At 53.3% G+C, this 26,291-nt stretch carries 15 protein-coding genes; 11 read left to right on the top strand and 4 right to left on the bottom strand.

Going from position 1 to position 26,291, the window contains the following annotated elements; all coding sequences use genetic code 11:
• Positions 1–4 precede the first annotated feature (4 nt).
• Positions 5–418, bottom strand: coding sequence for a prepilin-type N-terminal cleavage/methylation domain-containing protein (locus ACF8D4_RS14105; RefSeq protein ID WP_025012053.1), 414 nt, complete (start codon positions 416–418; stop codon positions 5–7).
• An 868-nt stretch (positions 419–1,286) separates the two neighbouring features.
• Positions 1,287–2,147, bottom strand: a complete 861-nt coding sequence (gene nadC / locus ACF8D4_RS14100) for a carboxylating nicotinate-nucleotide diphosphorylase (RefSeq protein WP_219013354.1) — start codon at positions 2,145–2,147, stop codon at positions 1,287–1,289.
• A 158-nt stretch (positions 2,148–2,305) separates the two neighbouring features.
• Between nadC and ampD the strand changes: the two genes are divergently transcribed.
• The 9 genes from ampD to ACF8D4_RS14055 all read left to right on the top strand — a co-directional run bounded on the left by ampD (position 2,306) and on the right by ACF8D4_RS14055 (position 20,255).
• Positions 2,306–2,884, top strand: a complete 579-nt coding sequence (gene ampD, locus ACF8D4_RS14095; protein WP_392468789.1) for a 1,6-anhydro-N-acetylmuramyl-L-alanine amidase AmpD — start codon at positions 2,306–2,308, stop codon at positions 2,882–2,884.
• A 53-nt stretch (positions 2,885–2,937) separates the two neighbouring features.
• Positions 2,938–3,789 (top strand): beta-lactamase regulator AmpE, encoded by an 852-nt coding sequence (gene ampE / locus ACF8D4_RS14090; protein ID WP_025012050.1) that lies wholly within the window; start codon positions 2,938–2,940, stop codon positions 3,787–3,789.
• Between the two features lie 274 nt (positions 3,790–4,063).
• Positions 4,064–4,816, top strand: coding sequence for a pyruvate dehydrogenase complex transcriptional repressor PdhR (gene pdhR, locus ACF8D4_RS14085; RefSeq protein ID WP_025886793.1), 753 nt, complete (start codon positions 4,064–4,066; stop codon positions 4,814–4,816).
• A 72-nt stretch (positions 4,817–4,888) separates the two neighbouring features.
• On the top strand, positions 4,889–7,555 hold the full coding sequence (gene aceE, locus ACF8D4_RS14080) for a pyruvate dehydrogenase (acetyl-transferring), homodimeric type (RefSeq protein ID WP_044733568.1): 2,667 nt from the start codon (positions 4,889–4,891) through the stop codon (positions 7,553–7,555).
• Positions 7,556–7,568: 13 nt separating this feature from the next.
• The gene (gene aceF, locus ACF8D4_RS14075) at positions 7,569–9,542 is read left to right on the top strand and encodes a dihydrolipoyllysine-residue acetyltransferase (protein WP_392465332.1); all 1,974 of its coding nucleotides are present in this window, start codon (positions 7,569–7,571) and stop codon (positions 9,540–9,542) included.
• Positions 9,543–9,699: 157 nt separating this feature from the next.
• Positions 9,700–11,130, top strand: a complete 1,431-nt coding sequence (gene lpdA, locus ACF8D4_RS14070; RefSeq protein ID WP_045283206.1) for a dihydrolipoyl dehydrogenase — start codon at positions 9,700–9,702, stop codon at positions 11,128–11,130.
• Between the two features lie 171 nt (positions 11,131–11,301).
• The gene (locus ACF8D4_RS14065; RefSeq protein WP_392465331.1) at positions 11,302–15,744 is read left to right on the top strand and encodes an EAL domain-containing protein; all 4,443 of its coding nucleotides are present in this window, start codon (positions 11,302–11,304) and stop codon (positions 15,742–15,744) included.
• An 88-nt stretch (positions 15,745–15,832) separates the two neighbouring features.
• The gene (locus ACF8D4_RS14060; protein WP_062793714.1) at positions 15,833–18,049 is read left to right on the top strand and encodes a patatin-like phospholipase family protein; all 2,217 of its coding nucleotides are present in this window, start codon (positions 15,833–15,835) and stop codon (positions 18,047–18,049) included.
• Between the two features lie 151 nt (positions 18,050–18,200).
• Positions 18,201–20,255 carry a M13 family metallopeptidase gene (locus tag ACF8D4_RS14055; protein WP_392465329.1) on the top strand — a complete coding sequence of 685 codons (2,055 nt, stop codon included), beginning with the start codon at positions 18,201–18,203 and terminating at the stop codon, positions 20,253–20,255.
• Positions 20,256–20,310: 55 nt separating this feature from the next.
• On the opposite strand, the gene hxpB is transcribed toward ACF8D4_RS14055, so the two are convergent.
• Positions 20,311–20,973 (bottom strand): hexitol phosphatase HxpB, encoded by a 663-nt coding sequence (gene hxpB / locus ACF8D4_RS14050; protein ID WP_107006344.1) that lies wholly within the window; start codon positions 20,971–20,973, stop codon positions 20,311–20,313.
• A 392-nt stretch (positions 20,974–21,365) separates the two neighbouring features.
• On the opposite strand from hxpB, the gene acnB reads away from it, so the two are divergent.
• Positions 21,366–23,963, top strand: a complete 2,598-nt coding sequence (gene acnB / locus ACF8D4_RS14045; protein ID WP_392465328.1) for a bifunctional aconitate hydratase 2/2-methylisocitrate dehydratase — start codon at positions 21,366–21,368, stop codon at positions 23,961–23,963.
• 116 nt (positions 23,964–24,079) lie between these two features.
• Here acnB and ACF8D4_RS14040 read toward each other — a convergent pair whose 3' ends face one another.
• Entirely contained in the window at positions 24,080–24,562 is a 483-nt protein-coding gene (locus ACF8D4_RS14040) for an Rsd/AlgQ family anti-sigma factor (protein WP_025009241.1), read from the bottom strand.
• A gap of 634 nt (positions 24,563–25,196) precedes the next feature.
• On the opposite strand from ACF8D4_RS14040, the gene hemE reads away from it, so the two are divergent.
• Positions 25,197–26,261 carry a uroporphyrinogen decarboxylase gene (gene hemE / locus ACF8D4_RS14035; RefSeq protein WP_025886797.1) on the top strand — a complete coding sequence of 355 codons (1,065 nt, stop codon included), beginning with the start codon at positions 25,197–25,199 and terminating at the stop codon, positions 26,259–26,261.
• Positions 26,262–26,291: the final 30 nt, after the last annotated feature.

The raw sequence follows: 26,291 nt of genomic DNA, 5'->3' as shown, positions 1-26,291 counted from the left end.
ACTGTTACAGCCCTGCACCTTCTTGGCACTGAGCAGCTGTTGCCGTGCCATCAGTACCGGCAGCAATTGAGTACTCAAGAGCACCATCAGCACCTATCTTAGCTGTAATTGCACAAGCACCATCAGAATAAACCAAGTCCACGGCATTAGCCTCTGAGACGGTGACATCTGTGATTTTACTATTTGCTTTAATTTCGGCATTTAAAGAAGTGCAGCCAATATTGGTTTGGATACATGCCTGGGCTTTCGATACATAACCAGCGACCCCTTTCATTACAGCACCGCCATGTGAAGTTGCCACATACTCACGGTATGCAGGTAGTGCTACAGCCGCGAGAATACCGATAATGGCTACTACGATCATCAGTTCGATCAGGGTGAAACCCTGAGCGCGTTTGTTAAGTTTGATACCTTTCATTTGCTTTCTCCATCGTTGCCTTCTTGAGCGAATCGGTAACTTAGTCCCTGTTACTCTTATTCCTACCAGCCTGAAACCTGTTCAGTTGTGTTGCTGGCGATTCCAGCTCGGGTGGCTTTATGCCCCAGAGCGTGTTGGATCAGACTCAATCAGTTCAGCAAAACCATTTAAGTTTATCGTATGTCGTTCCGGCAAACCGCACCTCAAGGAACTGAGTATTTACTCAAAGCATGTATTTTACAGTTGTAACTGCGTTATGCCATAAACAAATATCAGTTTGGGTGGTTACCTTGTCGGTGAGGTTGGCCAAAAACGGCCATCTCGCCTGCCATAAAAGTTAGTATAAAGTTACTGAAAATGGAATCCACAATCGGTAAAAAGCAGCGTAAATTTCGGAAAAAAATCAAAAATGTTACTGATCACCAAGTTTTACCGGCAACAGTATTTTGACAGTTACTGAATTAAGTGTCAGGGAAGTGGCGTTGTCAAAAAAACAGGTAATTTTATCATTTGCTTAAATACAATTGTTGCAATTTTGTTTCTTAGTGATTAGGCGGGTTGTGAGCAAGCATTTACCTGTTTGCAACCGGTATCAGGACTGGCCAAGTAGCTGATTAAGAGCATCATTGACTGATGCTTACTGACATATTGCTGAATAGCTGTTCTAGCTATTTGAATATGATGGTGTTTTGTCGATTATGAGGGGGCCTATCTGGCAAAGCACAGCTTGGTATGACTTCTTGGAGCTTATTGATTGGCGCCAAGTACTTTGCCACGGCTTGCTTCAGCTGCAGGTTTAACCGCTATCCTTGGGGCCCTGGCTGGAAAGGCATACCCATAGATATCAGGGTATGCCTAAAAGAGGTTATCAGCCCTTGAGGCGCATGGAGAGATCCATGGCTCGCACATGCTTGGTCAGAGCTCCGACCGAGATGTAGTCGACGCCGGTTTGGGCGAAAGCCGCTATGGTTTCCAGCGTGACATCGCCGGAGACTTCGAGTTTGGCGCCAAGCCCTTTGGCCTTGAAACCGTTATTGAGCTCAACTGCCTGCAGCATCATAGTCACATCGAAGTTGTCCAGCATGACTATGTCGGCGCCGGCTTCCAGTGCCTGAGCCAGTTCTTCCAGATTCTCTACTTCCACTTCCACAGGTTTTTCGGGGCGTAGCTCACGGGCGGCGGAGATGGCATTGGCGATACTGCCACAGGCCATAATATGATTTTCTTTGATCAGGAAGGCATCAAACAAACCGATACGGTGGTTTTTGCCGCCGCCGCAGGTGACGGCATATTTCTGCGCCGTGCGCAGGCCGGGAAGCGTCTTGCGGGTATCGAGCAAGCGGCACTGGGTGCCGACCAGCTTGTCGCAGTAGACTTTGGTCAGGCTGGCTACCCCTGAGAGAGTTTGAATAAAGTTCATCATGGTGCGCTCGCCGGTGAGCAACAGGCGCGCCGGGCCGGAGAGTTCACACAGCAGCTGATTGGGCAGCACAAAGTCGCCATCATCCACATGCCAGTGCAGCGCCACTTCACCTCCGAGCTGATTGAATACCTGCTCGGCCCAGGCCTTACCGCAAAAGACACCTTCTTCGCGGGTAATAAGGGTGGCTTCGGCGTGTTTATCTTCGGGGATCAACAGGGCGGTGATATCGCCCTCGGAGGCCTTCTGGTGGCCAAGGTCTTCGTCCAGTGCGGCTTTGACACTGACCCTGATATCATTTTCGAGCATGATGCGCGTCCTTGATTGACTCGGGATTATTGGGGAAATTTATGCCGCTAGATTAGCATAATAAGGGGCGCTGCTGGTATTGTGTTGGAGGCACAATTGGCCGTGGCTAGGCTCGAAGTTATTTTGAGCCAATGTGACTACAGCCAAGGTGCTGCTGTATGTATGGTTATTCGAGTCAGGAGAGTGAGCATTTGGCGCAAAAGCTATGGGTTGAAGGCTGGTATAAAGAGGCTGAGCCCAGCCCTTCACCTCACTTTAATCACAGGCCCGATGGCGAGGTGAGCCTTTTGGTGATCCATAATATCAGTCTGCCGGCCGGCCGCTTTGGTTTGCCTTATATAGAGCAGCTATTTTTGGGCACTCTGGACATTGAGGCTGATGCCAGTTTCGCCGGGCTTAAAGGACTGGAAGTTTCGGCACATTTTCTGATTCGCCGTGATGGCGAGTTGCGCCAATTTGTTTCTGTGGATCAGCGCGCCTGGCACGCCGGGGTATCGAACTTTGAAGGTCGCAGCGGCTGCAATGATTTTGCCGTTGGTATAGAGCTGGAGGGCACAGATGATTCCGGCTTTACCGAAGAGCAGTATCATAAACTTATTACCCTGACCCAGAGTTTGCAGCAGGCTTACCCGGATATCACCAAAGAGAGAATAGTGGGTCATAGCGATATCGCGCCGGGGCGCAAGACAGACCCAGGCCCGGGATTTGATTGGCAAAGATATTTACAGGCGTTGTGACTGGTGTAGCTCTGTTATGGCCGCAGGCCTCAAGATAGCAAGGAGAAGAAAAGATGGCACTGTTTTCCCTGTTGGTCGCAATTATTGTTGAACGTTTGAAGCTGTTGCCTGCCCGCTGGCAGTTGGACAGTGGGCTGCGCTGGTATCAAAAGCAGATGTTTACCGACAGCCAGTTGGGTACTGTGGGCGGTATGATACTGGCGCTGCTATTGCCTGCCGTGACAGTAGCAGTGGCACTATGGGTAGTGAATGGATGGTTCTGGGGTTTGCCTTCGCTGCTGTTGTGGGTGGCGCTGGCGGTAGTGTGTTTTTCCCATCAGTATCAAAGACGCCTGTTTAAGCGTTATGTGCAGGCTGCCTGCCGTGGTGATGTGCAGGCCAGTTTTCATTTTGCCGGTGAGCTGGATTGCAGTGAGTGCCTGGATGCGGTCAGCGAGCGTGAACTGGGCAGCCGGGTGGGGCAGAGCGTAGCCTGGCTCAACTATCGTTATTATGGCGCCGTGGCGCTGTTCCTTATCTTGTTTGGTCCTGTGGGTGCCGTGTTTTATTGCAGCGTGCGTTTTTTTGATGAAAGGCGTCAGCGCCTGGGCAAAGAGTGGCCCGTGGTACATACCCTGCTGTATTGGCTTGACTGGTTGCCGGCACGGATAATAGGTTTTGGCTATGTGCTGTGCGGCCATTTCAGCAATGCTTTTCCCCGTTGGTGCCAACTGGCATTGAGTCTGGACTCTAAGCCGAGAGAAATAGTGACAGAAGTGGCCCTGGCCGCCGAAACCCTGCCGGAAGATGAAGATGTGCCGGTTTCAGTACAATCTACCTTGGCACTGCTGGCTCTCAGTAAGCGCAACTCGACCTTGCTGATCACTATTTTGTCGCTGTTGACCATCTTTGGTCTGGTCAGTTAAGCAAGCGCTGAACCGGCTTGGGCGCTTCGATGGGTTAACCGCTGCAGGGAAGGTGAGTTTGTTGCAGCTTTCTTAGGTTGAGCTGCGGTGAAGGAATAGGCAGGTTGAGGCTTGTTAATTGGTCTGACCCCAGAAGAAAAAATATAGGCTATGCTCACACATCGTGAGTTGACTTGATGCAGATCACTAACTGGACTTTAAAAGTGTGATTTGATAAAGTGCGCTCACTCGTAGAAATTGGTAAGACCAATTTACAATAGGAGCTGAGGGCCAGATGGCTTATAGCAAAATCAGTCAGCCAAAGATTTCTGACGTCATCATGAATCAGTTGGAACAGATGATCCTTGAAGGCAGCCTACAGCCGGGTCAGAAGTTACCTCCTGAGCGCGAGTTGGCGTTGCAATTTGAAGTCTCCCGCCCCTCACTGCGGGAAGCGATTCAAAAGCTGGAAGCCAAAGGATTACTGCTGCGCCGTCAGGGCGGCGGTACCTACGTCAAAGAACAGTTATGGCAGAGTCTTGCCGATCCCATAGTCGAACTTATGCAGGGTGATCCGGAGAGTCAATACGACTTGCTGGAGTTCCGTCATGCCACCGAAGGCATGATGGCCTATTTTGCCGCCCTGCGCGGAACAGACGCCGATATGCAGAATATCAAGCGGATGATCCAGGAAGTGGAAGACGCCGAGGGTATCGAAGCGCAAGCCGCTGCCATTGTGCATTTTTACCGGGCTGTGGCCGAGGCATCACACAATGTTGCCATGTTGCATCTGGTACTGAGTTTAACTCCTGTGCTGCATCAAAATGTGGCGCAAAACCTGGAGCTTCTGAGCCGTCGCGAAGAAGCTTCTTCCATGGCAAATGAACATAGGCGGGCCCTGTTGGCCGCAATTGTTCGCCGCGATCCCGAAGCCGCGCGTGAAGCATCCAATGACCACTTGAGTTATATCGAGGAAGTCATGTTGTCGGTACGGGAAGAAGATAGCCGGTTGCAGCGTAGCCTGCGCCGTTTGAAGAGCGGCGTGTAGCCCAGGGGCGGCCCAGTGCCCACCTTAGGACGTCGTAATCACTATTAATACAATGTATAGAAGGACAGTGTCATGTCTGAAAATATGCTACAAGACTTGGATCCGTTAGAGACACAGGAATGGGTAGAATCCCTGCAGGCCGTATTGGAGCAGGAAGGTCCCGAACGTGCTCATTACCTGTTGGAAAAGCTGATCGAAAAGGCTCGCCGTAACGGTACTCACCTGCCTTACACTGCCACTACTGCTTACCTGAATACCATTCCTGCCGGGCAAGAACCTCATATGCCGGGCAACCAGGAGATGGAACGTCGCATTCGCGCCATTGTGCGTTGGAACGCGTTGGCCATGGTACTGCGTGGTTCCAAGAAAGATCTGGAGCTTGGTGGTCATATTTCCAGTTTCTCATCCAGTGCCACTATCTATGATGTGTGCTTTAACCACTTCTTCCGTGCTCCCAACGAGAAAGATGGCGGCGACCTGGTTTACTTCCAGGGCCACATTGCCCCCGGCATCTATGCCCGCTCTTTCCTCGAAGGTCGTCTGAGCGAAGAACAGCTGGCCAACTTCCGTCAGGAAGTGGATGGCAAAGGCCTGTCCTCCTATCCGCATCCCAAGCTGATGCCTGACTACTGGCAGTTCCCTACGGTTTCCATGGGGCTGGGTCCTATCCAGGCCATCTATCAGGCGCGCTTCCTCAAGTACCTGACTGACCGTGGCATTAAGGATTGCTCCGAGCAAACAGTATATTGCTTCCTGGGCGATGGCGAGTGTGACGAGCCGGAAGCGCTGGGTGCCATCGGCCTGGCCGCTCGTGAAGAGCTGGATAACCTGGTGTTTATCGTTAACTGTAACTTGCAGCGTCTCGACGGCCCTGTGCGCGGTAACGGCAAGATCATCCAGGAGCTGGAAGGTGAATTCCGCGGCGCTGGTTGGGAAGTGGTCAAGGTTATCTGGGGTCGTTACTGGGATCCATTGCTGGCCCGTGACACCAGCGGCAAGCTGCTGCAACTGATGAACGAAACTGTTGACGGTGAATACCAGAACTGTAAAGCCAAAGGCGGAGCTTGGACCCGTGAACACTTCTTCGGTAAGTATCCTGAAACTGCCGAGATGGTAGCCAATATGTCAGACGATGACATCTGGCGCCTGAACCGCGGTGGTCACGATCCGGTGAAAATTTACGCCGCGCTCGATAAAGCCAAGAAGACCAAGGGTCGCCCAACAGTGATCCTGGCCAAGACAGTCAAGGGCTATGGTCTGGGTGATGCCGGTGAAGGCAAGAACATTGCCCACAACGTCAAGAAGATGGATATTGAAGCCATTCGTCACTTCCGTGACCGTTTCAACATCCCAATCCCTGATGACAAGCTGGAAGAGATCCCCTTCTACCATCCTGGACCGGATTCCGAAGAGGTCAAATACCTCAAGGAACGCCGTGAGGCCCTGATGGGTTATCTGCCAGCCCGTAGGCAGAAGTTCAGCGAAGAGCTGCAAGTGCCTTCGCTGAAGATTTTCGATGCGATTCTCAAAGGCTCCAACGGCCGTGAGATCTCTTCTACCATGGCCTTTGTGCGGGTATTGACCGCCTTACTGAAAGATAAGGGCATAGGTAAGAAGATAGTACCTATCATCCCGGATGAGGCCCGTACCTTTGGTATGGAAGGCCTGTTCCGGCAAGTGGGTATTTACGCTCACGAAGGCCAGAAATATGTGCCTCAGGATGCGGATCAGGTTGCTTACTATCGTGAGGACAAGTCCGGTCAGGTACTGCAGGAAGGGATTAACGAACTGGGCGCCATGTCCTCTTGGGTATCGGCTGCGACCAGCTACTCGGTCAATGATACGCCGATGATCCCTTTCTATATCTATTACTCCATGTTCGGTTTCCAGCGGATCGGCGATCTGGCTTGGGCCGCCGGCGACATGCGCGCCCGTGGCTTCCTGGTCGGTGGTACTTCCGGCCGGACTACGCTGAACGGCGAAGGCTTGCAGCACCAGGATGGTCACAGCCATATTTTGGCCAACACCATTCCTAACTGCATCAGCTATGACCCAACCTATGGTTATGAAATTGCCGTTATCGTTCAGGATGGTATTCGCCGCATGTATGGCGAAGATCAGGAAGATATCTTCTACTACCTGACCACAATGAACGAGAACTATGTTCAGCCTGAAATGCCACAAGGCGTGGAAGAGGGCATAGTCAAGGGTATCTACAAGTTGGAAAGCGTTGCCGGTTCCGGCAAAGGCAAAGTCCAGCTGATGGGTTGCGGCACTATTCTCGAGCAAGTGCGCAAGGCGGCACAGGCGCTGGCGAAAGACTTCGGTATCAGCACAGATGTGTTCAGCGTTACCAGCTTCAACGAACTGGCGCGTGATGGCCAGGCGGTTGAGCGCTGGAACATGCTGCACCCAACAGAAACCGCCAAGGTGCCTTATGTGAGCACAGTGCTGGCCAAAGATGCGCCTGCCATTGTGGCGACCGATTACATGAAGATCTACGGCGAGCAGCTGCGCGCTTACGTGCCTTGTGACTACAAGGTGCTGGGTACCGACGGTTTCGGTCGCTCTGACAGCCGTGCCAACCTGCGTCACCACTTCGAAGTGGATGCCAAGTTCATCGTGGTTGCTGCGCTCAAGTCGCTGGTGGACCGCAACGAGCTGCCGGTAGATGTTCTGGCCAAGACCATTGCCGAATACGGCATCGACGCCGACAAGATCGACCCACAGCACGCGTAAGAGGGGAAGCAGAATGGCTGATATGAAACAAGTACTGGTTCCCGATATTGGCGGGGACGAGGTACAGGTTATTGAGATCTGTGCCAATGTGGGTGACAGCCTGGCGGCTGAAGACTCCATTATTACCGTTGAAAGCGACAAGGCGACCATGGATATTCCTGCGCCATTCGCCGGTGTGCTCAAAGAGCTGAAAGTGGCCGTTGGCGACAGCGTGTCTGAAGGCACCCTGATTGCCTTGATGGCTGCCGAAGGCGCAGAAGCTGCAGCTGTTGCAGAAGCGACCAAGGCTGAAGCTGCGCCTGCTCCGGCAGAGGCTCCCGCTCCAGCACAGGCGGCGCCGGCCGCACCTGCAGCCGGCGGCAGCCAGGTCATCGAAGTGACAGTGCCGGATATTGGCGATGCCGCAGATGTCGATGTTATTGAGGTGCTGGTGAGCGAAGGTGAGGCTATCGAAGCCGATGCCGGGTTGATCACGCTGGAAACCGATAAGGCGACCATGGATGTACCTTCGCCTCAGGCGGGTACAGTCAAGTCACTGAAAGTGAAGGTTGGCGACAAGGTTTCCCAGGGCTCTTTGGTATTACTGCTGGAAGTTGGTGCCTCTGCCGAAGCGCCACAAGCGCCAGCGGCTCAAGCAGCCGCACAGCCGGCGGCCGCTCAGGCAGCTGCGCCTGCCAAAGTTGAAGTGAAAGAGATTGCCGTTCCCGATATCGGTGATGCTGCCGATGTGGACGTTATCGAAGTGCTGGTGGCGGTAGGTGATGAGATCAGTGCCGATCAGGGGTTGATCACGCTGGAAACCGACAAGGCGACCATGGAAGTACCGGCGCCCTTCGGTGGCAAGCTGGTTTCTCTGACCGTCAAAGTGGGTGACAAGGTGTCTCAGGGCAGCGTGATTGCCAGGGTTGAGACCCAAGGCGCCGCGGTGGCTTCTGTTGCTGCACCGGCAGAAGCCCCTGCTCAGGCAGAGGTAGCAGCTCCGGCACCGGCGGCCGCGCCTGCAGCGCAGAGTCGTCCACCTGTGCCACATCATCCTAGTGCCGGTGCCCAGCCTAACACAGGTGCGGTACACGCTTCTCCGGCGGTACGTCGCCTGGCCCGAGAGTTCGGTGTGGACCTGACTCAGGTGAAAGGTACAGGTCGCAAAGGCCGTATCCTCAAAGAGGATGTGCAGGCCTATGTGAAATATGAACTGTCTCGGCCCAAGGCTACGGCGGCGACCTCAGTCGGCGGCGGCAGTGGTCTGCAGGTTATCGATGCACCTAAGGTGGACTTCAGCAAGTTCGGTGAAGTGGAAGAAGTACCACTGACCCGGATCCAGAAGATCTCCGGCCCTAACCTGCACCGCAACTGGGTGACCATTCCCCATGTGACTCAGTTCGATGAGGCTGATATCACAGAGATGGAAGCTTTCCGTAAGCAGCAGAACGAACTGGCTGCCAAGCAGAAGCTGAATGTGAAGATCACTCCGCTGGTGTTCATGATGAAGGCGGTTGCCAAGACGCTGCAGCAGTTCCCGGTATTCAATTCCAGCCTGAGCCCGGACGGTGAATCGCTGATCCGCAAGAAGTACTTCCACATCGGGGTGGCGGTCGATACGCCAAACGGTTTGGTTGTGCCTGTGGTGCGTGATGTGGACAAGAAAGGGATTATCGAGCTCAGCCGCGAGCTGACCGAAATTTCGATCAAGGCCCGCGACGGCAAGCTCAAGGCAGCCGACATGCAAGGCAGCTGCTTCACTATCTCCAGCCTGGGTGGTATCGGCGGTACCGCGTTTACGCCTATCGTCAACTATCCGGATGTGGCGATTCTCGGGGTGTCCAAGTCTGAGATCAAGCCCAAGTGGAACGGCAAAGAGTTTGAGCCAAGGCTGATGTTGCCACTGTCACTGTCTTATGATCACCGGGTGATCGATGGGGCCCTGGCGGCGCGCTTTAGCGTCACTCTGTCAGGTATCTTGTCCGATATTCGTACAATGATCCTCTAACACAACAGGCTGCCCCTCGGGGCGGCCTTTTGTTTATTGTGATCAGTGTCAAACACGGGTTAAAATGCGCCCACCTTACGAGACAAGCACTTTCGAGCTGGCGCATCGCAGGTTGGGCTGGCAGTCCCCAACGGAATGAAAGAAATCAGAGGAAAAAATGAGTAACGAAATCAAAACTCAGGTAGTGGTATTAGGTGCTGGCCCTGCTGGCTATTCTGCGGCTTTTCGCGCGGCAGATTTAGGCCTGGAGACAGTGATTGTTGAGCGTTTCAGCACTCTGGGTGGCGTATGCCTGAATGTGGGTTGTATTCCCTCCAAAGCCCTGTTGCATGTAGCCAAAGTGATTGAAGAAGCCAAGGCGGTATCGGATCACGGTGTCGTGTTCGGCGAGCCAAAAATCGATCTCGACAAGCTGCGTGGCTTTAAAGAGAAAGTGATCGGCCAACTGACCAATGGTCTTGGCGGCATGTCCAAGATGCGTAAAGTTAAGGTGGTTAACGGTTTCGGTAAGTTCACTGGCCCCAACAGCCTCGAAGTGAAAGGTGCCGACGGTGAAACCACAGTGGTTAACTTTGACAATGCCATCATAGCTGCCGGCTCTCGCCCAATTCAGCTGCCTTTCATTCCTCATGAAGATCCACGTATCTGGGACTCTACCGATGCACTGGAACTGAAAGAGATCCCAGGCAAGATGCTGGTCATGGGCGGCGGTATCATAGGTCTGGAAATGGGTACTGTTTACTCGTCTCTGGGCAGTGAAATCGACGTGGTTGAAATGTTCGACCAGGTGATCCCTGCGGCCGATAAAGACGTGGTTAAGGTCTTTACCAAGCAGATCAAGAAGAAATTCAACCTGATGCTGGAAACCAAGGTGACAGCGGTTGAAGCCAAAGAAGACGGTATTTATGTGTCTATGGAAGGTAAGGCTGCGCCTGCCGAGCCAGTGCGTTACGACGCAGTGCTGGTGGCCATTGGCCGTACTCCCAATGGCAAGCTGATCGATGCCGACAAGGCTGGGGTCAAGATTGATGAGCGTGGCTTTATCAATGTCGACAAGCAGCTGCGTACCAATGTGGGCAACATCTTCGCCGTGGGCGATATCGTGGGTCAACCAATGCTGGCTCACAAAGGTGTGCATGAAGGCCACGTGGCTGCAGAAGTGATTGCCGGTATGAAGCACTTCTTCGATCCTAAAGTCATCCCATCTATCGCTTACACAGATCCTGAAGTGGCCTGGGTTGGTCTGACTGAGAAAGAAGCCAAAGAGCAGGGCATAGCTTACGAAACCGCGACCTTCCCATGGGCAGCCAGCGGCCGTGCTATCGCTTCCGATGCCAGCGAAGGTATGACCAAGCTGATTTTCGACAAAGAGACTCACAGAGTGATCGGTGGCGCCATTGTGGGTGTCAACGGCGGTGAGTTGCTGGGTGAAATCGGCCTGGCCATCGAAATGGGTTGTGATGCTGAAGATCTGGCGCTGACCATCCACGCTCACCCGACTCTGCACGAGTCTGTAGGGCTGGCAGCCGAGATCTACGAAGGTTCAATCACAGATCTGCCTAACCCAAAGGCAAAAAAGAAAAAGTAATCTGCTGATTGGGCGTTTGTCCCCAGGCAGTATTGAAATCGGGCTCAGTTGACTGGGCCCGATTTTTTTGTGCTTTGGCTCGGGTATGTAAATGAATTGTTGTTTGCAAGATGAAATTCAGCGGCCTAGCTGGTACATTCAAGATTGGTCACCAAGGTTATTCATCAGCCGATGATAAGAAAACTAATAACAGCAGGTCTTGGGTTATTGCTCTGCCTTTGTTTGGGGGCAGCACCGGCATATGCCGATGAGTTGGTTAAAAGAGTGTTCTCCTCCAGAGACGGCTTGATCAATACCAGTATTCTCGACATCAGTATGGATGAGCGTGGATTTATCTGGCTCTCCACCGAGCAGGGGTTGTATCGCCTCAGTAACGCCAATATCCGCCGTTTGGACCGCGACGGCCTGGAGTCGCGGATGGCTGATGAATATCTGCCCCTGGTCAAGTCTCTCGGGCAACAGCAGATGTTGGTGAGCACTCTGTCTCACGCCTACCTCTACCATATAGCCGATAACCGTTTCCGTCAGTTTGGCAGCGATGAGCTGTTCCCCGAGTATCAGGGCGGCGGCCTAATGAAGAGTTTGAAATCGGCGGCCGGTGACTGGCTGTTGTTAACCGAAAAAGGCCAGGTTTGGCGCTTGAGTCAGGACCTGCAACAGCTGCAGAAACTGTTTGACCTACCCTACGACAGTGACCTGCTATGGAGTCAAATTCTGCAGCTTGAGAACGGCGACTTGCTGTTGGGTAACGCCTATGGTGTGGAGCTGAGATCGCAAAATGGCAGCGTCAAACAACGCTTGTCATGGCAGGGCAGTTATGGCCGCCTCAATGCCCTGTTTCTCGACAGTAACAACCAGATTTGGATGGCGGCCAGTAAAGGCTTCTATCGGGTTAACCTTGAAAGCAACCGCATAGAGGCCGTGGCCGAAATTCCCTTTTTCACCAGTGTGATCACCGAAGATCTCAAGGGTAACCTGTGGATTGCCAGCAAGCAGGGGTTGCTGAAATGGTCTCCGCGCACCCGCAAATTAAAACAGTTCAAAGAGCAGTTAAAGCTCAGGGCCGGTATCGAATATATCAACGCCCTGCAGGTGGACAGCAATGGTTTGATCTGGGTCGGTGGTACAGGACACTCGTTGGCCGTGGTGGCCGACTCCCCCGAGTTTTTACTGGATAGTTTCAGCGCCTCCGAACCCTATAAGCTCAGTGATGAAATGGTGTGGACTATATTGGCTGACGACGAGATGTTGTGGCTGGGTACCGACTCGGGCGTGATTGCCGTTAACCGCAAGACTCAGCAGACCAAAACGGCGGTTCCCAGAGGGATGGAGGTCAATGACAGCATCTACAAGATAGATAATCTGGATTCAGAACACCTGCTGCTTTCGTCCACCAATGGTTTGTTTGTGATGAATAAGCAGACTCTGGAAGGGCAACCCTTGGGAGAGTGGAGCGGCAGCGGGCAGTCCCTGAGTCATAAGACAGTGCTCAATACCCTGCATGAGGGCAATCTCTGGTGGTTTGCAACCAGCAATGGTCTCTATGAGTGGGACAAGGAGCAGGGCAGCATCAATAAGAGGAATTTGCCCGGCGCCGAATACAGCGGCAGTAATCCGATTATTTATAGCGTTTACCGCGACAGCAGCGAACGTTTGTGGGTCGGTGGCAACAAGTCGTTCGGTTATCTGGAGCAGGGCGGCGGTTTTCGCTCGTTGGCGACAGTATTTGATGAATTGCCGCATATGCCCACGGTGAGCCAACTGCTGGAATTGAGCCCAGACCGCTTCTGGCTGGCTACCCGTCAGGGAGGCCTGATAGAGCTGGACTTGCAGACCATGAAGATCCGCCGTTTGACGCAAGAGTGGCAACTGGACTGCAATACCGTATTTTTCCTGCAGGATACCGGCGACTATCGTATGGTTGGTTGTACTTATGTGCTGATCCGTCAGGACAAACACAGTGGTGAAATCAAGGTATTCAACGACGACGATGGCTTGCTGGGCAAGGAGCTCAACGAAGGAGCCTATTTCTATGAACCACAGCAGGGGCTCTATGTGGGCACTCCGGATGGAGTGATGTTGCTGGATGTCGATTCTTTGGTAAACCGTATTCCAAGGCACGGCGCCATTCTCGAATCCATTGCCGCCTACTATGACAACAAGACAGAGCTGAGTCTGGTGCCTACGCCGGGACAGCTCATTGCCCCGGGTGCCAGAATGCTCAGCTTTCAGTTGACCAGTATGGATTATCTGGACGATGCGCCTATCAGCCTCAAGTACCGTTTACGACGTCCTGGTGAGGATGAGCTGAACTATTTACTGCTGGAAAATCAGTCACAGATCAACCTTTCAGGGTTGATCCCCGGTGCCTACCAACTGGAGGTGCTTAGCCAAAATAACGGTATCTGGCAGTCGGAACCTTTCCGTTTCCCTTTCACTGTTGACCTGTTCTGGTGGCAGAGTCGTTGGTTCAAAGGTCTGTTGGTGGTGGCATTATTGGCTATGGTGTTCACCATAGTCTTGCTGCGTCAGCGCCAGGTGCGGCGTTTTATGACCATGAACCTGGCGCTGCGCCAGAGCGATGACAGGCTGAGGCAGTCGCTCAGGGGCAGTGAATCGGATCTCTGGGAGTGGCGCCGCGATACAGGCCTGTTTCATCTGGATAATCGCGGCGGCGTGCTGGGGAGTGATGAAGACTTTATTCTTATCGCCATAGACAAGCTGCCGGTGCATCCGGACGACCAGGCCACTGCGCTGGATGAATGGAACAAGATGGTCGAAGGAGAGAGCGACAGGTTCGAGTCTGAATACCGCTATCGCCGCCGTGATGGCAGTTGGGGCTGGCTCAGGGTGCGCGGCAGGCCTGTCAGTCATGATCCGGTTTCCGGTAAGGTCAGCAAGGCTGCCGGGATTTACTCTGACATTACCATCAAGCGCCAGTTGGAAGACGAAGTCGAGTTGCTGGCTCAGGCGTTTGAAAACACCTCTGAAGGGGTGTTTATTCTGGATGCCGATGAGGTCATCAAGGTAGCCAACAGAGCGGCTGAGTCGATAGTGGGTCAGGATAGACATAGCCTGCAAGGGCGACACTTTGGCGAGTTGGTGGTTAGCGAAAACTTCCACAAAGACAAAGTCGCCACTCTGCTGCAAGGGGTGGAGTCCTGGACCGGCGAGCTGGAAATTGTCGGCGTGGCCGGGTCGCGTTGTCCCGTGTGGCTCAATATCTCCTCTATGCAGGATCTCAAGGAACGGGTGCAGCACTATGTGGTGGTGTTCTCCGACATCACAGAGCGGAAACGCACCGAAGCCGATCTGCGCCGTCTGGCCAACTATGATGTGCTGACCGGCTTGCCGAATCGCTCGCTGTTTGCCAACCGCTTGCAGCAGGCGATAGACAGAGCCGATGACAAACAGCAGAAACTGGCCTTGCTGTTTCTGGATCTGGACAGGTTCAAGCATGTCAACGACTCTTACGGCCACAGTATGGGGGATGCCCTGTTGGTGGAGGCCGCCAACAGGTTGCAGTCTGTGATGGATCAGGAGCAGGTGCTGTGTCGTTTCGGTGGTGATGAGTTTGTGATCCTGGTGAATGAGGCCGAGATAGATAAGCTCAACCGTCTGTGTGAGCGCCTGTTGGCGCAAATAGCGCAGCCGTTCGAACTCTATGGACGGGAGTTTTTTATTTCCACCAGTATAGGGATCAGCATCTGGCCCGACGATGCCAGGCAGCCGGAGGCGCTGATCAAGAACGCCGACCAGGCCATGTATCATGCCAAGGAAGAGGGGCGCGGCAACTTCCAATACTACTCCAGTGAGCGTAATGCCGAGGCGCTGTACCACTTGAAATTGGAGGCCATGTTGCGCCACGCCATAGAGCAGGGCGAGTTTGAGCTCTATTATCAGGGCCAGTTTGATGTCAAGGAGCAGCAAAAGTTTATCGGCATGGAGGCCTTGCTGCGCTGGCATCATCCGAGTGAAGGTTTTGTGCGGCCGGATATTTTCATCAAGGTGGCCGAGTCCTGTGGTTTGATTGTTGCCATCGACCGTTGGGTGTTGCGCCAGGCCTGTGAGGATGGTGCCCGCTGGAGCCAGAGTGCGGCCGAGCCGTTCAAGTTGTCGGTGAATGTCAGCGCCGTGCATTTCCGTCACCCGGAATTTATCAGTGGCGTGCTCAATATCCTCGAAGAAACCGGGATGCCGGCCGAATATCTGGCGCTGGAGATCACCGAAGGGGTGTTGATGAAAGAGCTGCACATTGCCCGTCAGCATTTGAAACAGCTGAGAGCCCACGGCATAGAAGTCGCTATCGATGACTTTGGTACCGGCTACTCTTCTTTGGCTTATCTGCGCCACTTTGAAGTCAACACTCTGAAGATAGATCGCTCCTTCCTCAAGGATATTGCCGGCAACAGTGCCGATCAGGCGATTGTCAGCAGTATTGTCGAGTTGGCCCGTAACCTCAGGCTCAAGGTCGTGGCCGAAGGGGTGGAAACCCGGGAGCAGTTGCAACAGGTCACTCACAGAGGCTGCCACATCATTCAGGGTTATTACTTTGCCAAACCTGTGCCGGCCGCCGAACTGGCATCCTGGTTTTACGAGACGCACCACCAATAATCGCTGCTTATACTCACTTGGAACTTTCTCTTTACTGTAAATTCTTTGTTAGAATATGCCGACTCTAATTCTGGAACTCTTGCTAGGTATGAAGACCTCTCTGCGCTTACTGGTTTTGATAGGCACTCTGTTGAGTGTGGCTGCCGTGGCGGCCGAACGTCCCAAAGTGGGCCTGGTTCTCAGTGGCGGTGGTGCCAAGGGCGCAGCGCATGTCGGGGTTCTCAAGATGCTCGAGGCCAACAATATTCCGGTCGACTATGTTGCCGGTACCAGCATAGGCGCCTATGTCGGCGGCCTTTATGCGCTGGGTTATAGTGCCACTGAAATTGAAACCATCATGATGAATGAAGACTGGTCCAAGGGGTATTCGGATACCATTCCGCGCCAGGCCATGAGTTATCGTGATAAGCAGCAAAGAGATCAATACAATATTCCGCTTAACCTGGGGATCCGCGGCGGTGAAGTACAGTCGCCGAGTGGCGTGCTCCTCGGGCAAACCATGTCGCAGCTGTACCGCAACACTACGGATCTGGTGCGGGAGTTCAACAGTTTCAACGAATTGTCCATTCCCTACCGGGCAGTGGCCACCGATTTGGAAACCAGTCTGCCTGTGGTGATCAGCAGTGGCAGCTTGGTGGAAGCGATGCAGGCCTCGGCCACGGTGCCGGGAGCGCTGCAACCGGCTGAAATCGATGGCAAGTTGCTGGTGGATGGTGGCATTGCCAACAATATGCCCGTGGATGTGGTCAAGGCCATGGGCGCGGATGTGATTATTGCCGTCGATATTGGCTCGCCATTGGTGAAAAAGGATCAGCTCAACGGCACCATAGCGGTGTTGAACCAGCTGTCCACCATGCTGACCAATGCCAGTACAGAGCGGCAAAAGGCACTGTTGACCAAAGACGATATCCTGATCCGTCCGGCCATAGATAAGCTCAGCACCACAGACTTTGCTGATATGCCCAAGGCGCTGGAAGCCGGGGTGACGGCCGCGGTGCAGCATACGGCCAGGTTGAGCCAACTGGCGGTGCCCCCCGAGGAATACCGTGCTTATGTGCAGCAAAAGCGCGACGCCAGTCGCGACTGGCTCGATAATCTGGAGAGGCCCGTTACCCGCATAGTTCTTAACAATCAGTCCAAAGTCAGTGATTCACTGCTGGATGACATACTGGATATCGAGGTGGGTGACAGAGTCACCAAGCAGCAGTTGAACGAAAGCATTGCCCGGCTTTACTCGCTGAACAAGTTTGAGCGGGTCAGCGCCGAGTTTCAGGACACAGATGAAGGCCGGGTGTTAACCGTGACCACCAAGGCCAAGTCCTGGGGCCCCAACTACTTCCAGTTTGGTTTTAACTGGGAAGACGACTTTTCGCTGGACTCGGCAGTGACTCTGGATGCTGCTTTGACCATGACAGACCTGACCGAAAATGGCGGTGAGTGGCGCAATGAAGTGAAGATGGGCTTCGAGAAGTTGCTCGGCACCGAGTTTTATCAACCTCTGGACCGGGATCAGCAGTTTTATGCCCGCGCCCGTTACCAGTACGAGATCAAGAGCTGGGATCTGTTTGATGCCAACAAACTCTACTTCGAGTTGGATCGCAAGAGCCACAGAATCGACCTGGGTTTGGGGTACAACTATGTCAAACAGGGCCGGATTGAGCTGGGGCTGACAGGTGAGTCGGGGGTGGTGTCCAACGAGGCCTTCTTTGAAGATCTCAAGTTCAACACTTACGGCGCCTATTTCAAGTTTGGCTACGACACTCTGGACAGCATCAGCTTCCCTACCTCGGGCAATCGTTTCACCCTGAATATCTACCTGCGCAATGAGGAGTATGAGGAGGGCGACTTCAAGACAGATCCCGAGCACTCGCTGCAGATTGAAGCAGACTGGAAAGGGGTGGTCAGTGTCGGCAATCATTCCTTCGTCGGTAAGGCCTCTTATTCAACCGTGGATAAAGATGGCAACTTTACTCTCTATGTATCGGACCTCGGCGGTTTCCTTAATCTTTCCGGCTACCACAAGAACTCTATTGCCGGCGCCCAGAAGGTGTTTGGTGCCTTTATCTATCAGTATGATCTCGGCCGTGATGCGCTGGGGATGAAGGACTTCCCTCTATACCTGGGGGCCAGTCTGGAAGCGGGTAATGTCTGGGGGCTGGATGAACATGTGATGTTTAACGATCTCATCTATTCCAGCAGCCTGTTCCTGGGCACAGATACCCAACTGGGGCCGGCGGCACTGGGCTTTGGTTTCAGCGATAATGGCGAAAATGCTGTCTACCTGTTTATCGGCAAAAACTTCTAATGCGGGCCTGGCCCGTCTGTGACCCGCTCTGTAGTGTTCATAGATATTTACAAAAATCCACTACAGACTGGTCACAGGGAGTGCTAAGGTTTGAAACTGGTATCTTTGTAACAATATAACTATCTGAACAATCACAAATTCGGGGAAGAAAATGAGCAAAATAAGCACCCTGGCATTGGGCATCGCCCTCAGCCTTGGTTTGGCTTCCTGTGCCAGCCAGCAAGCGCCGCAGTCGCAAGTAGAAGTGAAAAAGGCCTCCGGTATTGAGCTGGAAAACTTTGACCATCAGGTTCGCCATCAGGACGATTTCTACTACAGCGTCAACGGTAAGTGGTTGGCCACTACGCCTATCCCGGCCGACAAATCCAACTATGGTGCCTTCTCTGTTCTTTACGAAGAAAGCCAGGCAGCCCTGAAACAGATTATCGAAGAAGCTGCCGCCAAGCCCAATAAGGCCGAAGGTTCAGTGGAGCAGAAGATAGGCGATTTCTATGCCGCCTATATGGATAGCACTCTGACTGACCAACTGGGGATTGCGCCGCTCAAGGGGCAACTGGCAGATATCGCCAAAACCGCCAGCCACGCCGATATTGCCGCGCTGATGGGCAAACTGCTGACCGATGGCTCCGGCATTCCCTTTGGTTTTTACGTTAACAACGATGCCAAGAATTCCAGCCAGTACGGGGTTTACCTGTACCAGAGTGGCCTGACACTGCCGGATCGTGATTACTACCTCAAGGACGATCCCAAGTTTGTCGCCAACCGCGAAGCGATGCGTGAATATGTCCGCAATCTGATGAGCGCCGCCGGTTACCCTCACGCAGATGCCGCCGCAGCCAATGTCGCCAACATTGAACTCTTTATTGCCCAGAGCCAGTGGAGCCGGGTCGAGTCTCGTGACGCCAACAAGGCCTACAACAAGATGAGCCTGAAAGAGCTGCAGCAGTTGATGGGCGGCTTTGACTTTGACGGTTTCGCCAAGGCTGCCGGTCTCACCGGCAAGACCCAGGACGTGATAGTGCGTCAACCTTCCTACTTTGAGAAACTGGGCGCCGAGTTCGGCAAGTTCCCTGTTTCGGCCTGGCAAGACTACCTGGCATTCCATCTGGTGGACTCCTATGCCAGCTTGCTGAGCCAGCAGTTTGTCGATCTGCACTTTGATTTCCACAGCAAAACCTTGATGGGTATTCAGGAGCAAAAACCACGCTGGAAGCGGGCCGTCGATGGCGCCGATCAAGTGATTGGTGAGCTGGTGGGTAAAGAATACGTTGCCCGTCACTTCCAGCCTGAGGCCAAGGCGCGGATGGAGTCGATGATCAAGAACTTGATCAAGGGCTTTGAAGTCAGCATCGATGAGCTGGAGTGGATGACACCTGAGACCAAGAAAGCGGCTCAGGAAAAACTGTCCAAGTTTACTTACAAGATAGGTTATCCGGACAAGTGGAAAGACTACAGCAATCTGGAGATCAAGGCCGACGATCTGGTGGGTAACTACCAGCGTTATGCCCGTTTCGAGTACCAGGACATGCTGGCTAAGCTGGGCAAGCCAATCGATCGCAGCGAGTGGCACATGACACCGCAAACGGTGAACGCCTACTACAACCCTGTGATGAACGAAATCGTGTTCCCGGCCGCCATTCTGCAGCCGCCTTTCTTCAACATGGAAGCCGATGACGCGGTGAACTATGGTGGCATAGGCGCGGTGATCGGCCACGAAATCAGCCATGGTTTTGATGATCAGGGTGCCAAGTATGACGGCGACGGGAACCTGCGCAACTGGTGGACAGACAAAGACCGCGAAGAGTTCCAGAAACGCGGCGCGCAGCTGTCTGCCCAGTACAGCCAGTTTGAAGCTCTGCCCGGCAAGTTCGTTAACGGTGACCTGACTTTGGGTGAGAACATAGGCGATCTGGGTGGCTTGACCGTTGCCCTGCGCTCTTATCACCTGAGCCTCAACGGTAAAGAAGCGCCGGTAATGGATGGCCTGACCGGCGATCAGCGTTTCTTCGTCGGTTGGTCACAGGTGTGGCGCCGCAACTACCGTGACGAGGAGCTGGGACGTCGTCTGCTGACTGACCCGCATTCCCCCAGCCACTACCGCGCCATGGGCACTCCCCGCAACGTGGAAGGTTTCTACAAAGCCTTCGACCTCAAGCCGACTGACAAGATGTATCTGTCGGAAGAGGACAGAGTGAAGATCTGGTAAGGCGGATTATCAGAAAACAGAGCCAGGCAGATGCCTGGCTCTGTTGTATTCGGGCTTACAGGGTATCAAGCAGTGCCGGCAGGGCTTCCAGGCTATCACGCTGATGATGCGCCGCAGCCCAGCGGGGATCCTGGCGCTGCTCGGCTGCCGGGACTATCAAGGTCTGCATATTGGCGGCGCGAGCGGCTATCAGGCCGTTGAAAGAGTCTTCCACCGCCAGGCAGCGGCTTGGCACCAGTGCCAGTTTAGCGGCGCAGGAGAGATAAACCTCAGGGTGGGGTTTACCGAGTGGAAAATCCTGAGCCGATTGAATCGCATCGAAGGCTTCTGTGATGGCGAGTTTGCCAAGCACGGCATCGATAATATCCCAGGAGGATGAGGTGGCCAGGCCCACTTTCAGGCCTCGGCTGCGACAGGCGCTGAGGGCATCGACAACACCACGCATGGGTTTGCCATCGCGGCGGATATAGGCGATTACCGCCGCTATGATTTGATCGGCGATATATTGAGGTTCTACTTTGACCTCGGGAAAGCGCTGTAACCAGAAGTCCACCACCTGATCGATTCGCAGGCCGGTGGTTTGCTGTATGGCTTCACGGCTGACAGTCATCCCCAGCTGCTGCAAAACCTGATACTCGGCTTGCTGCCAGACGGGCTCTGAGTCGATCAATATCCCATCCATATCAAAAATAACGGCCTGTATTGCGGGTGCTTGCATGGAAAAGTCTCAAAAACGGCGCGGATTTGGACGCAGGATAACGAAAAGCGGCCCCGGGATGCAAAATTATCCCGGCAGGGGAGATTAGGAGATGCTTGGCTGAAGGCGTTTGAATTTAATTCGATTACTACAATCTAATTATTTGTATTTAAATGAAAAAATCATTTTTTCAAACTATTGTCTAATTTCCTTTGTTTAATGAGGGGCTTAGTGTGTCGCCGACCTTGGGATTTTGCCACGATTTCTCAGTTGCCTTAGTGTGATCTCATTCATACTTTTGCAAAGCTGTAGTATACTGCAGGCCGGAATTTACGGGTCGATCCTGTGGGGCTGTCAGCTTCATTCATGAAGACGTGCAGTCGTAAGAGCGCCTAACAAAGAGGAATGTTGCCGTGCTAGAAGCATATCGTAAACACGTCGAAGAGCGTGCTGCTGAGGGCGTAGTCCCTAAGCCATTGGATGCACATCAAGTGGCTGAGCTTGTTGAATTAGTGAAAAACCCACCTGCAGGCGAAGAAGAATTTATTCTTAACCTGCTCGAAAATCGTATTCCCCCAGGTGTTGACGAAGCCGCCTATGTTAAGGCCGGTTTCCTGGATGCCGTTGCCAAGGGTGAGGTGAAATCCCCAATCCTGAGCGCCGAGCGTGCGCTGGAACTCTTGGGTACCATGCAGGGCGGATACAACATCGAACCCCTGATCCGCCAATTGGACAACGAGCAGATGGCCCCGCTGGCGGTTAAGGCTCTGTCCCACACCCTGCTGATGTTCGATGCCTTCCACGATGTGGTCGAGAAGATGAAGGCGGGTAACGCCTATGCCAAGCAAGTGGTTGAGTCCTGGGCCAATGCCGAGTGGTTCCTCAGCCGTCCCAAGCTGGCCGATAAAATCTCTCTGACCGTATTCAAGGTCACAGGCGAAACCAACACCGACGACCTGTCTCCGGCTCCTGATGCCTGGTCACGTCCCGATATCCCACTGCATGCCCTGGCGATGCTGAAAAACGCCCGCGACGGTATTGAGCCGGATCAGCCAGGCGCAGTAGGCCCAATCAAGAAGATTGAAGAACTCAAGACCAAGGGCTTCCCACTGGTTTATGTGGGCGACGTGGTCGGTACAGGTTCTTCCCGTAAGTCGGCGACCAACTCTGTGCTGTGGTTCATGGGCGATGATATTCCGTTCGTGCCCAACAAGCGTGCCGGTGGTTTCTGCCTCGGTGGCAAGATAGCCCCTATCTTCTTCAACACCATGGAAGATGCCGGTGCTTTGCCGATTGAACTGGATGTGGGCAATATGGAGATGGGCGATGTTATCGACATCTACCCTTATGCCGGTAAAGTGACCCGTCACGATAGCGACGAAGTTATTTCTGAATTCAAACTCAAGACTGATGTGCTGCTGGACGAAGTGCGTGCCGGTGGCCGTATTCCGTTGATCATCGGCCGCGGTCTGACCGACAAAGCCCGTGAAGCTCTGGGTCTGGAAGCCTCCGATGTCTTCGTGCGTCCAGGTGACGTTGCCGATACCGGCAAGGGTTACACCCTGGCGCAGAAGATGGTAGGTAAGGCTTGTGGCGTAGAAGGTATCCGTCCCGGCCAATACTGTGAACCCAAGATGACTTCTGTCGGTTCTCAGGACACTACCGGCCCTATGACACGTGACGAGCTGAAAGACTTGGCCTGTCTCGGTTTCAGCGCCGATTTGACCATGCAGTCTTTCTGTCACACAGCCGCTTATCCCAAGCCTGTTGACGTGAATACTCACCACACTCTGCCTGACTTCATCATGAACCGCGGCGGTGTTTCCCTGCGTCCAGGTGACGGTGTTATTCACTCCTGGCTGAACCGCATGCTGCTGCCTGATACCGTAGGTACAGGTGGTGACTCGCACACCCGTTTCCCAATCGGTATCTCTTTCCCAGCTGGTTCCGGCCTGGTGGCTTTTGCCGCCGCTACCGGTGTTATGCCACTGGATATGCCTGAGTCTGTGCTGGTGCGCTTCAAGGGTAAGATGCAGCCTGGTATCACTCTGCGTGATCTGGTGCATGCGATTCCGCACAAGGCCATCGAAATGGGTCTGCTGACTGTTGAGAAGAAGGGTAAGAAGAATATCTTCTCCGGCCGTATTCTCGAAATCGAAGGTCTGGAGCACCTCAAGGTTGAGCAGGCATTCGAACTGTCTGATGCGTCCGCCGAGCGCTCTGCCGCCGGTTGTACCATCAAGCTGGATAAAGATCCTATCATCGAGTACCTGAACTCCAACATAGTCATGCTCAAGTGGATGATTGCCGAAGGCTACGGCGACCGCCGTACCATAGAACGTCGTATCAAGGGCATGGAGGAGTGGTTGGCGAACCCTGAACTGATGGAAGCCGACAAGGATGCCGAGTATTCAGCGGTTATTGAGATCGATCTGAATGAGATCAAAGAGCCTATTCTGTGTGCACCGAACGATCCCGATGACGCCGTATTGCTGTCTCAGGTAGCCAACACCCAGATTGATGAAGTGTTTGTCGGTTCCTGTATGACCAACATAGGTCACTTCCGCGCCACGGGTAAGATGCTGGACAAGTTCGCCAAGACGCTGCCTACTCGTCTGTGGATTGCTCCACCAACCAAAATGGACAAGGATCAGCTGACCGAAGAAGGTTACTACGGTATCTTCGGCCGCGTCGGTGCCCGTATCGAGATCCCGGGTTGTTCTCTGTGTATGGGTAACCAGGCACGGGTTGCCGAAGGCGCGACTGTCGTTTCGACTTCTACCCGTAACTTCCCGAACCGCCTGGGTACAGGTGCCAATGTGTACCTGGCCTCTGCCGAGCTGGCTGCCGTTGCAGCGCTGCTGGGACGTTTGCCAAGCCCTGAAGAGTATCAGGAATATGCCAAGGAACTGGACGCAACAGCGGCCGATACCTACAGATACCTGAACTTCGACCAACTGGAGTCTTACACCAAGAAAGCCGGTGAAGTGATCTTCCAGTCAGCGGTTTAAGTTATCGCAATAACAAAAGCCAGCTCATAGAGCTGGCTTTTTTGTGTCTGAAACGAGCTGCAAGCGAGTGCAATAAGGCGCAAGGAACGGCGATAAGCTGCAGACTCGTTAAGGGATCAGTTGATGGTCGGTGCTAACTTCTTGTTGTGCAGCACTTCCAACATTCTGTCTTCCAACTGGAAGCGGGTCTCCAGGGCGTGCACCAGTTCGGCGAGATCTTTATCCAGCTGGTAGAGCAGATCGTCGCTTTCCAGCTCGGAATACTTGTCGCTGAAGTCCAGGGCCTGATCTGTGGTCTCGACAATCTTGGGCAGCAACTGCTGTGCCAGTGCCTTGTTCGATTGTCCCTGTTCGTCACAGGCGTCGACTACCTTGTTGAAGACTTCGAAATGACCTTCCGAGACATAATCCACCAGCAGATTGCAGAAGCTGCGAACCTGATCGACACAGGGCAGTGACTTGTCACGGTTTTCATAAGGAGCCAGTCCTGCCAACTTACAGTAATAAACCAGTAACTTTCTGCGGTTGTTCAACCATTGATCCACCAGAGCATTGGCTCCGCCCCATTTTTGCTCGGCCTGTTCAAGTTGTTTCAGCATGATCTTCTCATCCTTATCGCCGCACTTGTTCCTAATTTAGGTGACAAGTTAGCCAGTGATCAACTCTTTTCGGTGTGTAGACGACTTTTTTACACATGGACAAACCAGTTGTTTTGTATACAAAAACAACTCAAATGTTAAATTGTGTATCCAGGCGTGGAATGGGAAATAAAAAGCCCAGCGGTAGAAACTACAGCTGGGCGAGGAAAGTTTTAACAGGCTCGATGTGACGAGCTTCTTGATTGTTCTTGCTAGCGCAGACTTTTTATACCAAAGGGTGGGAACCTGTGCAACTTTTTTCTGTCATAAGACATTAGTCTGACGCCTCAATCTTTATACTTTTGTTGTGAGAATGTGATCCCGTGCCGATTGTGTTGGCAAGTCTTGAACTTCATCAAGTTCCCCTGTATTCCGTTTATCTGTTTGATTACTGCTTTTGGTTCACACCCATGGCTTGGTGCCTATCAGTTTGCCTGTGGAGCGGCCTGGATGGCTTGGCAGTCCGCAAACTTCTCACTGGAATAGTATTTATCCATGCCTGTGGTCACATAAATACTCAGACACAGGTTACAATACAGCCGCAAATGCTAAACTACCGCCCCAGCAGATCTCAATCGGAGTAGGAATAAGCCCAATGGCAGAATTAAAAAACGATCGTTATTTACGTGCGCTGCTCAAGCAACCTGTTGATGTTACCCCAGTTTGGATGATGCGCCAGGCTGGCCGCTATCTGCCAGAATATCGCGCTACCCGCGCCGAAGCCGGTGATTTTATGGCGTTGTGCCGTAATGCCGAACTGGCTTGTGAAGTTACCCTGCAGCCGCTGCGTCGTTTTGAACTGGATGCGGCAATCCTGTTTTCCGATATTTTGACTGTGCCTGATGCCATGGGGTTGGGCCTGTATTTCGAAGCCGGTGAAGGCCCTCGCTTTGAGCGTCCAACCGACACCATTGAAGCCATCAAAAAGCTGGCTGTACCGGATCCGGAAGATGAGCTCGGTTATGTGATGAAAGCCGTCAGCACCATTCGCCGTGAACTCAAGGGTGAAGTACCATTGATCGGTTTCTCCGGTTCACCATGGACACTGGCCACATATATGGTTGAAGGCGGTTCCAGCAAGGCCTTCGAAAAGATCAAGCGGATGATGTATGCCGAGCCTGCCGCCCTGCACATGCTGCTGGACAAGCTGGCAGATTCCGTAACCCTGTATCTGAACGCCCAAATTGCCAACGGCGCTCAAGCCGTGATGATCTTTGACTCCTGGGGCGGCGCGCTGTCTCATGCGGCCTATCGCGAGTTCTCACTGCGTTACATGCAGAAGATAATCGATGGTCTGAACCGTCATGCCGAAGGCCGTCAGGTACCAGTGACCCTGTTTACCAAAGGCGGTGGTCTGTGGCTTGAAGCCATGGCTGAAACCGGCTGTGATGCTCTGGGTCTGGACTGGACCATAGACATTGGCGATGCCCGCAAGCGTGTGGGTGACAAGGTGGCCCTGCAGGGCAATATGGACCCATCGACTCTGTACGCATCTCCTGAGCGTATTCGTGAGGAAGTGGCACAGATCCTGGCCAGCTATGGTCAAGGTACGGGCCATGTATTCAACCTGGGCCATGGCATCCACCAGCATGTGGATCCTGAGCACGCCGGAGCCTTCGTCAAGTCGGTACACGAGCTGTCTGCCCAGTACCACAAGTAAGCATTTGCTCAATAAAAAAGCCCGCACTGC

The sequence above is a fragment of the Shewanella sp. YQ_9 genome, from assembly GCF_043103185.1.
In the GTDB taxonomy this organism is placed as follows: Bacteria; Pseudomonadota; Gammaproteobacteria; order Enterobacterales; family Shewanellaceae; genus Shewanella; species Shewanella algae.
The sequence above is the reverse complement of the archived record's forward strand: the minus strand, read 5'-3'. Positions and strand labels throughout refer to the sequence as shown.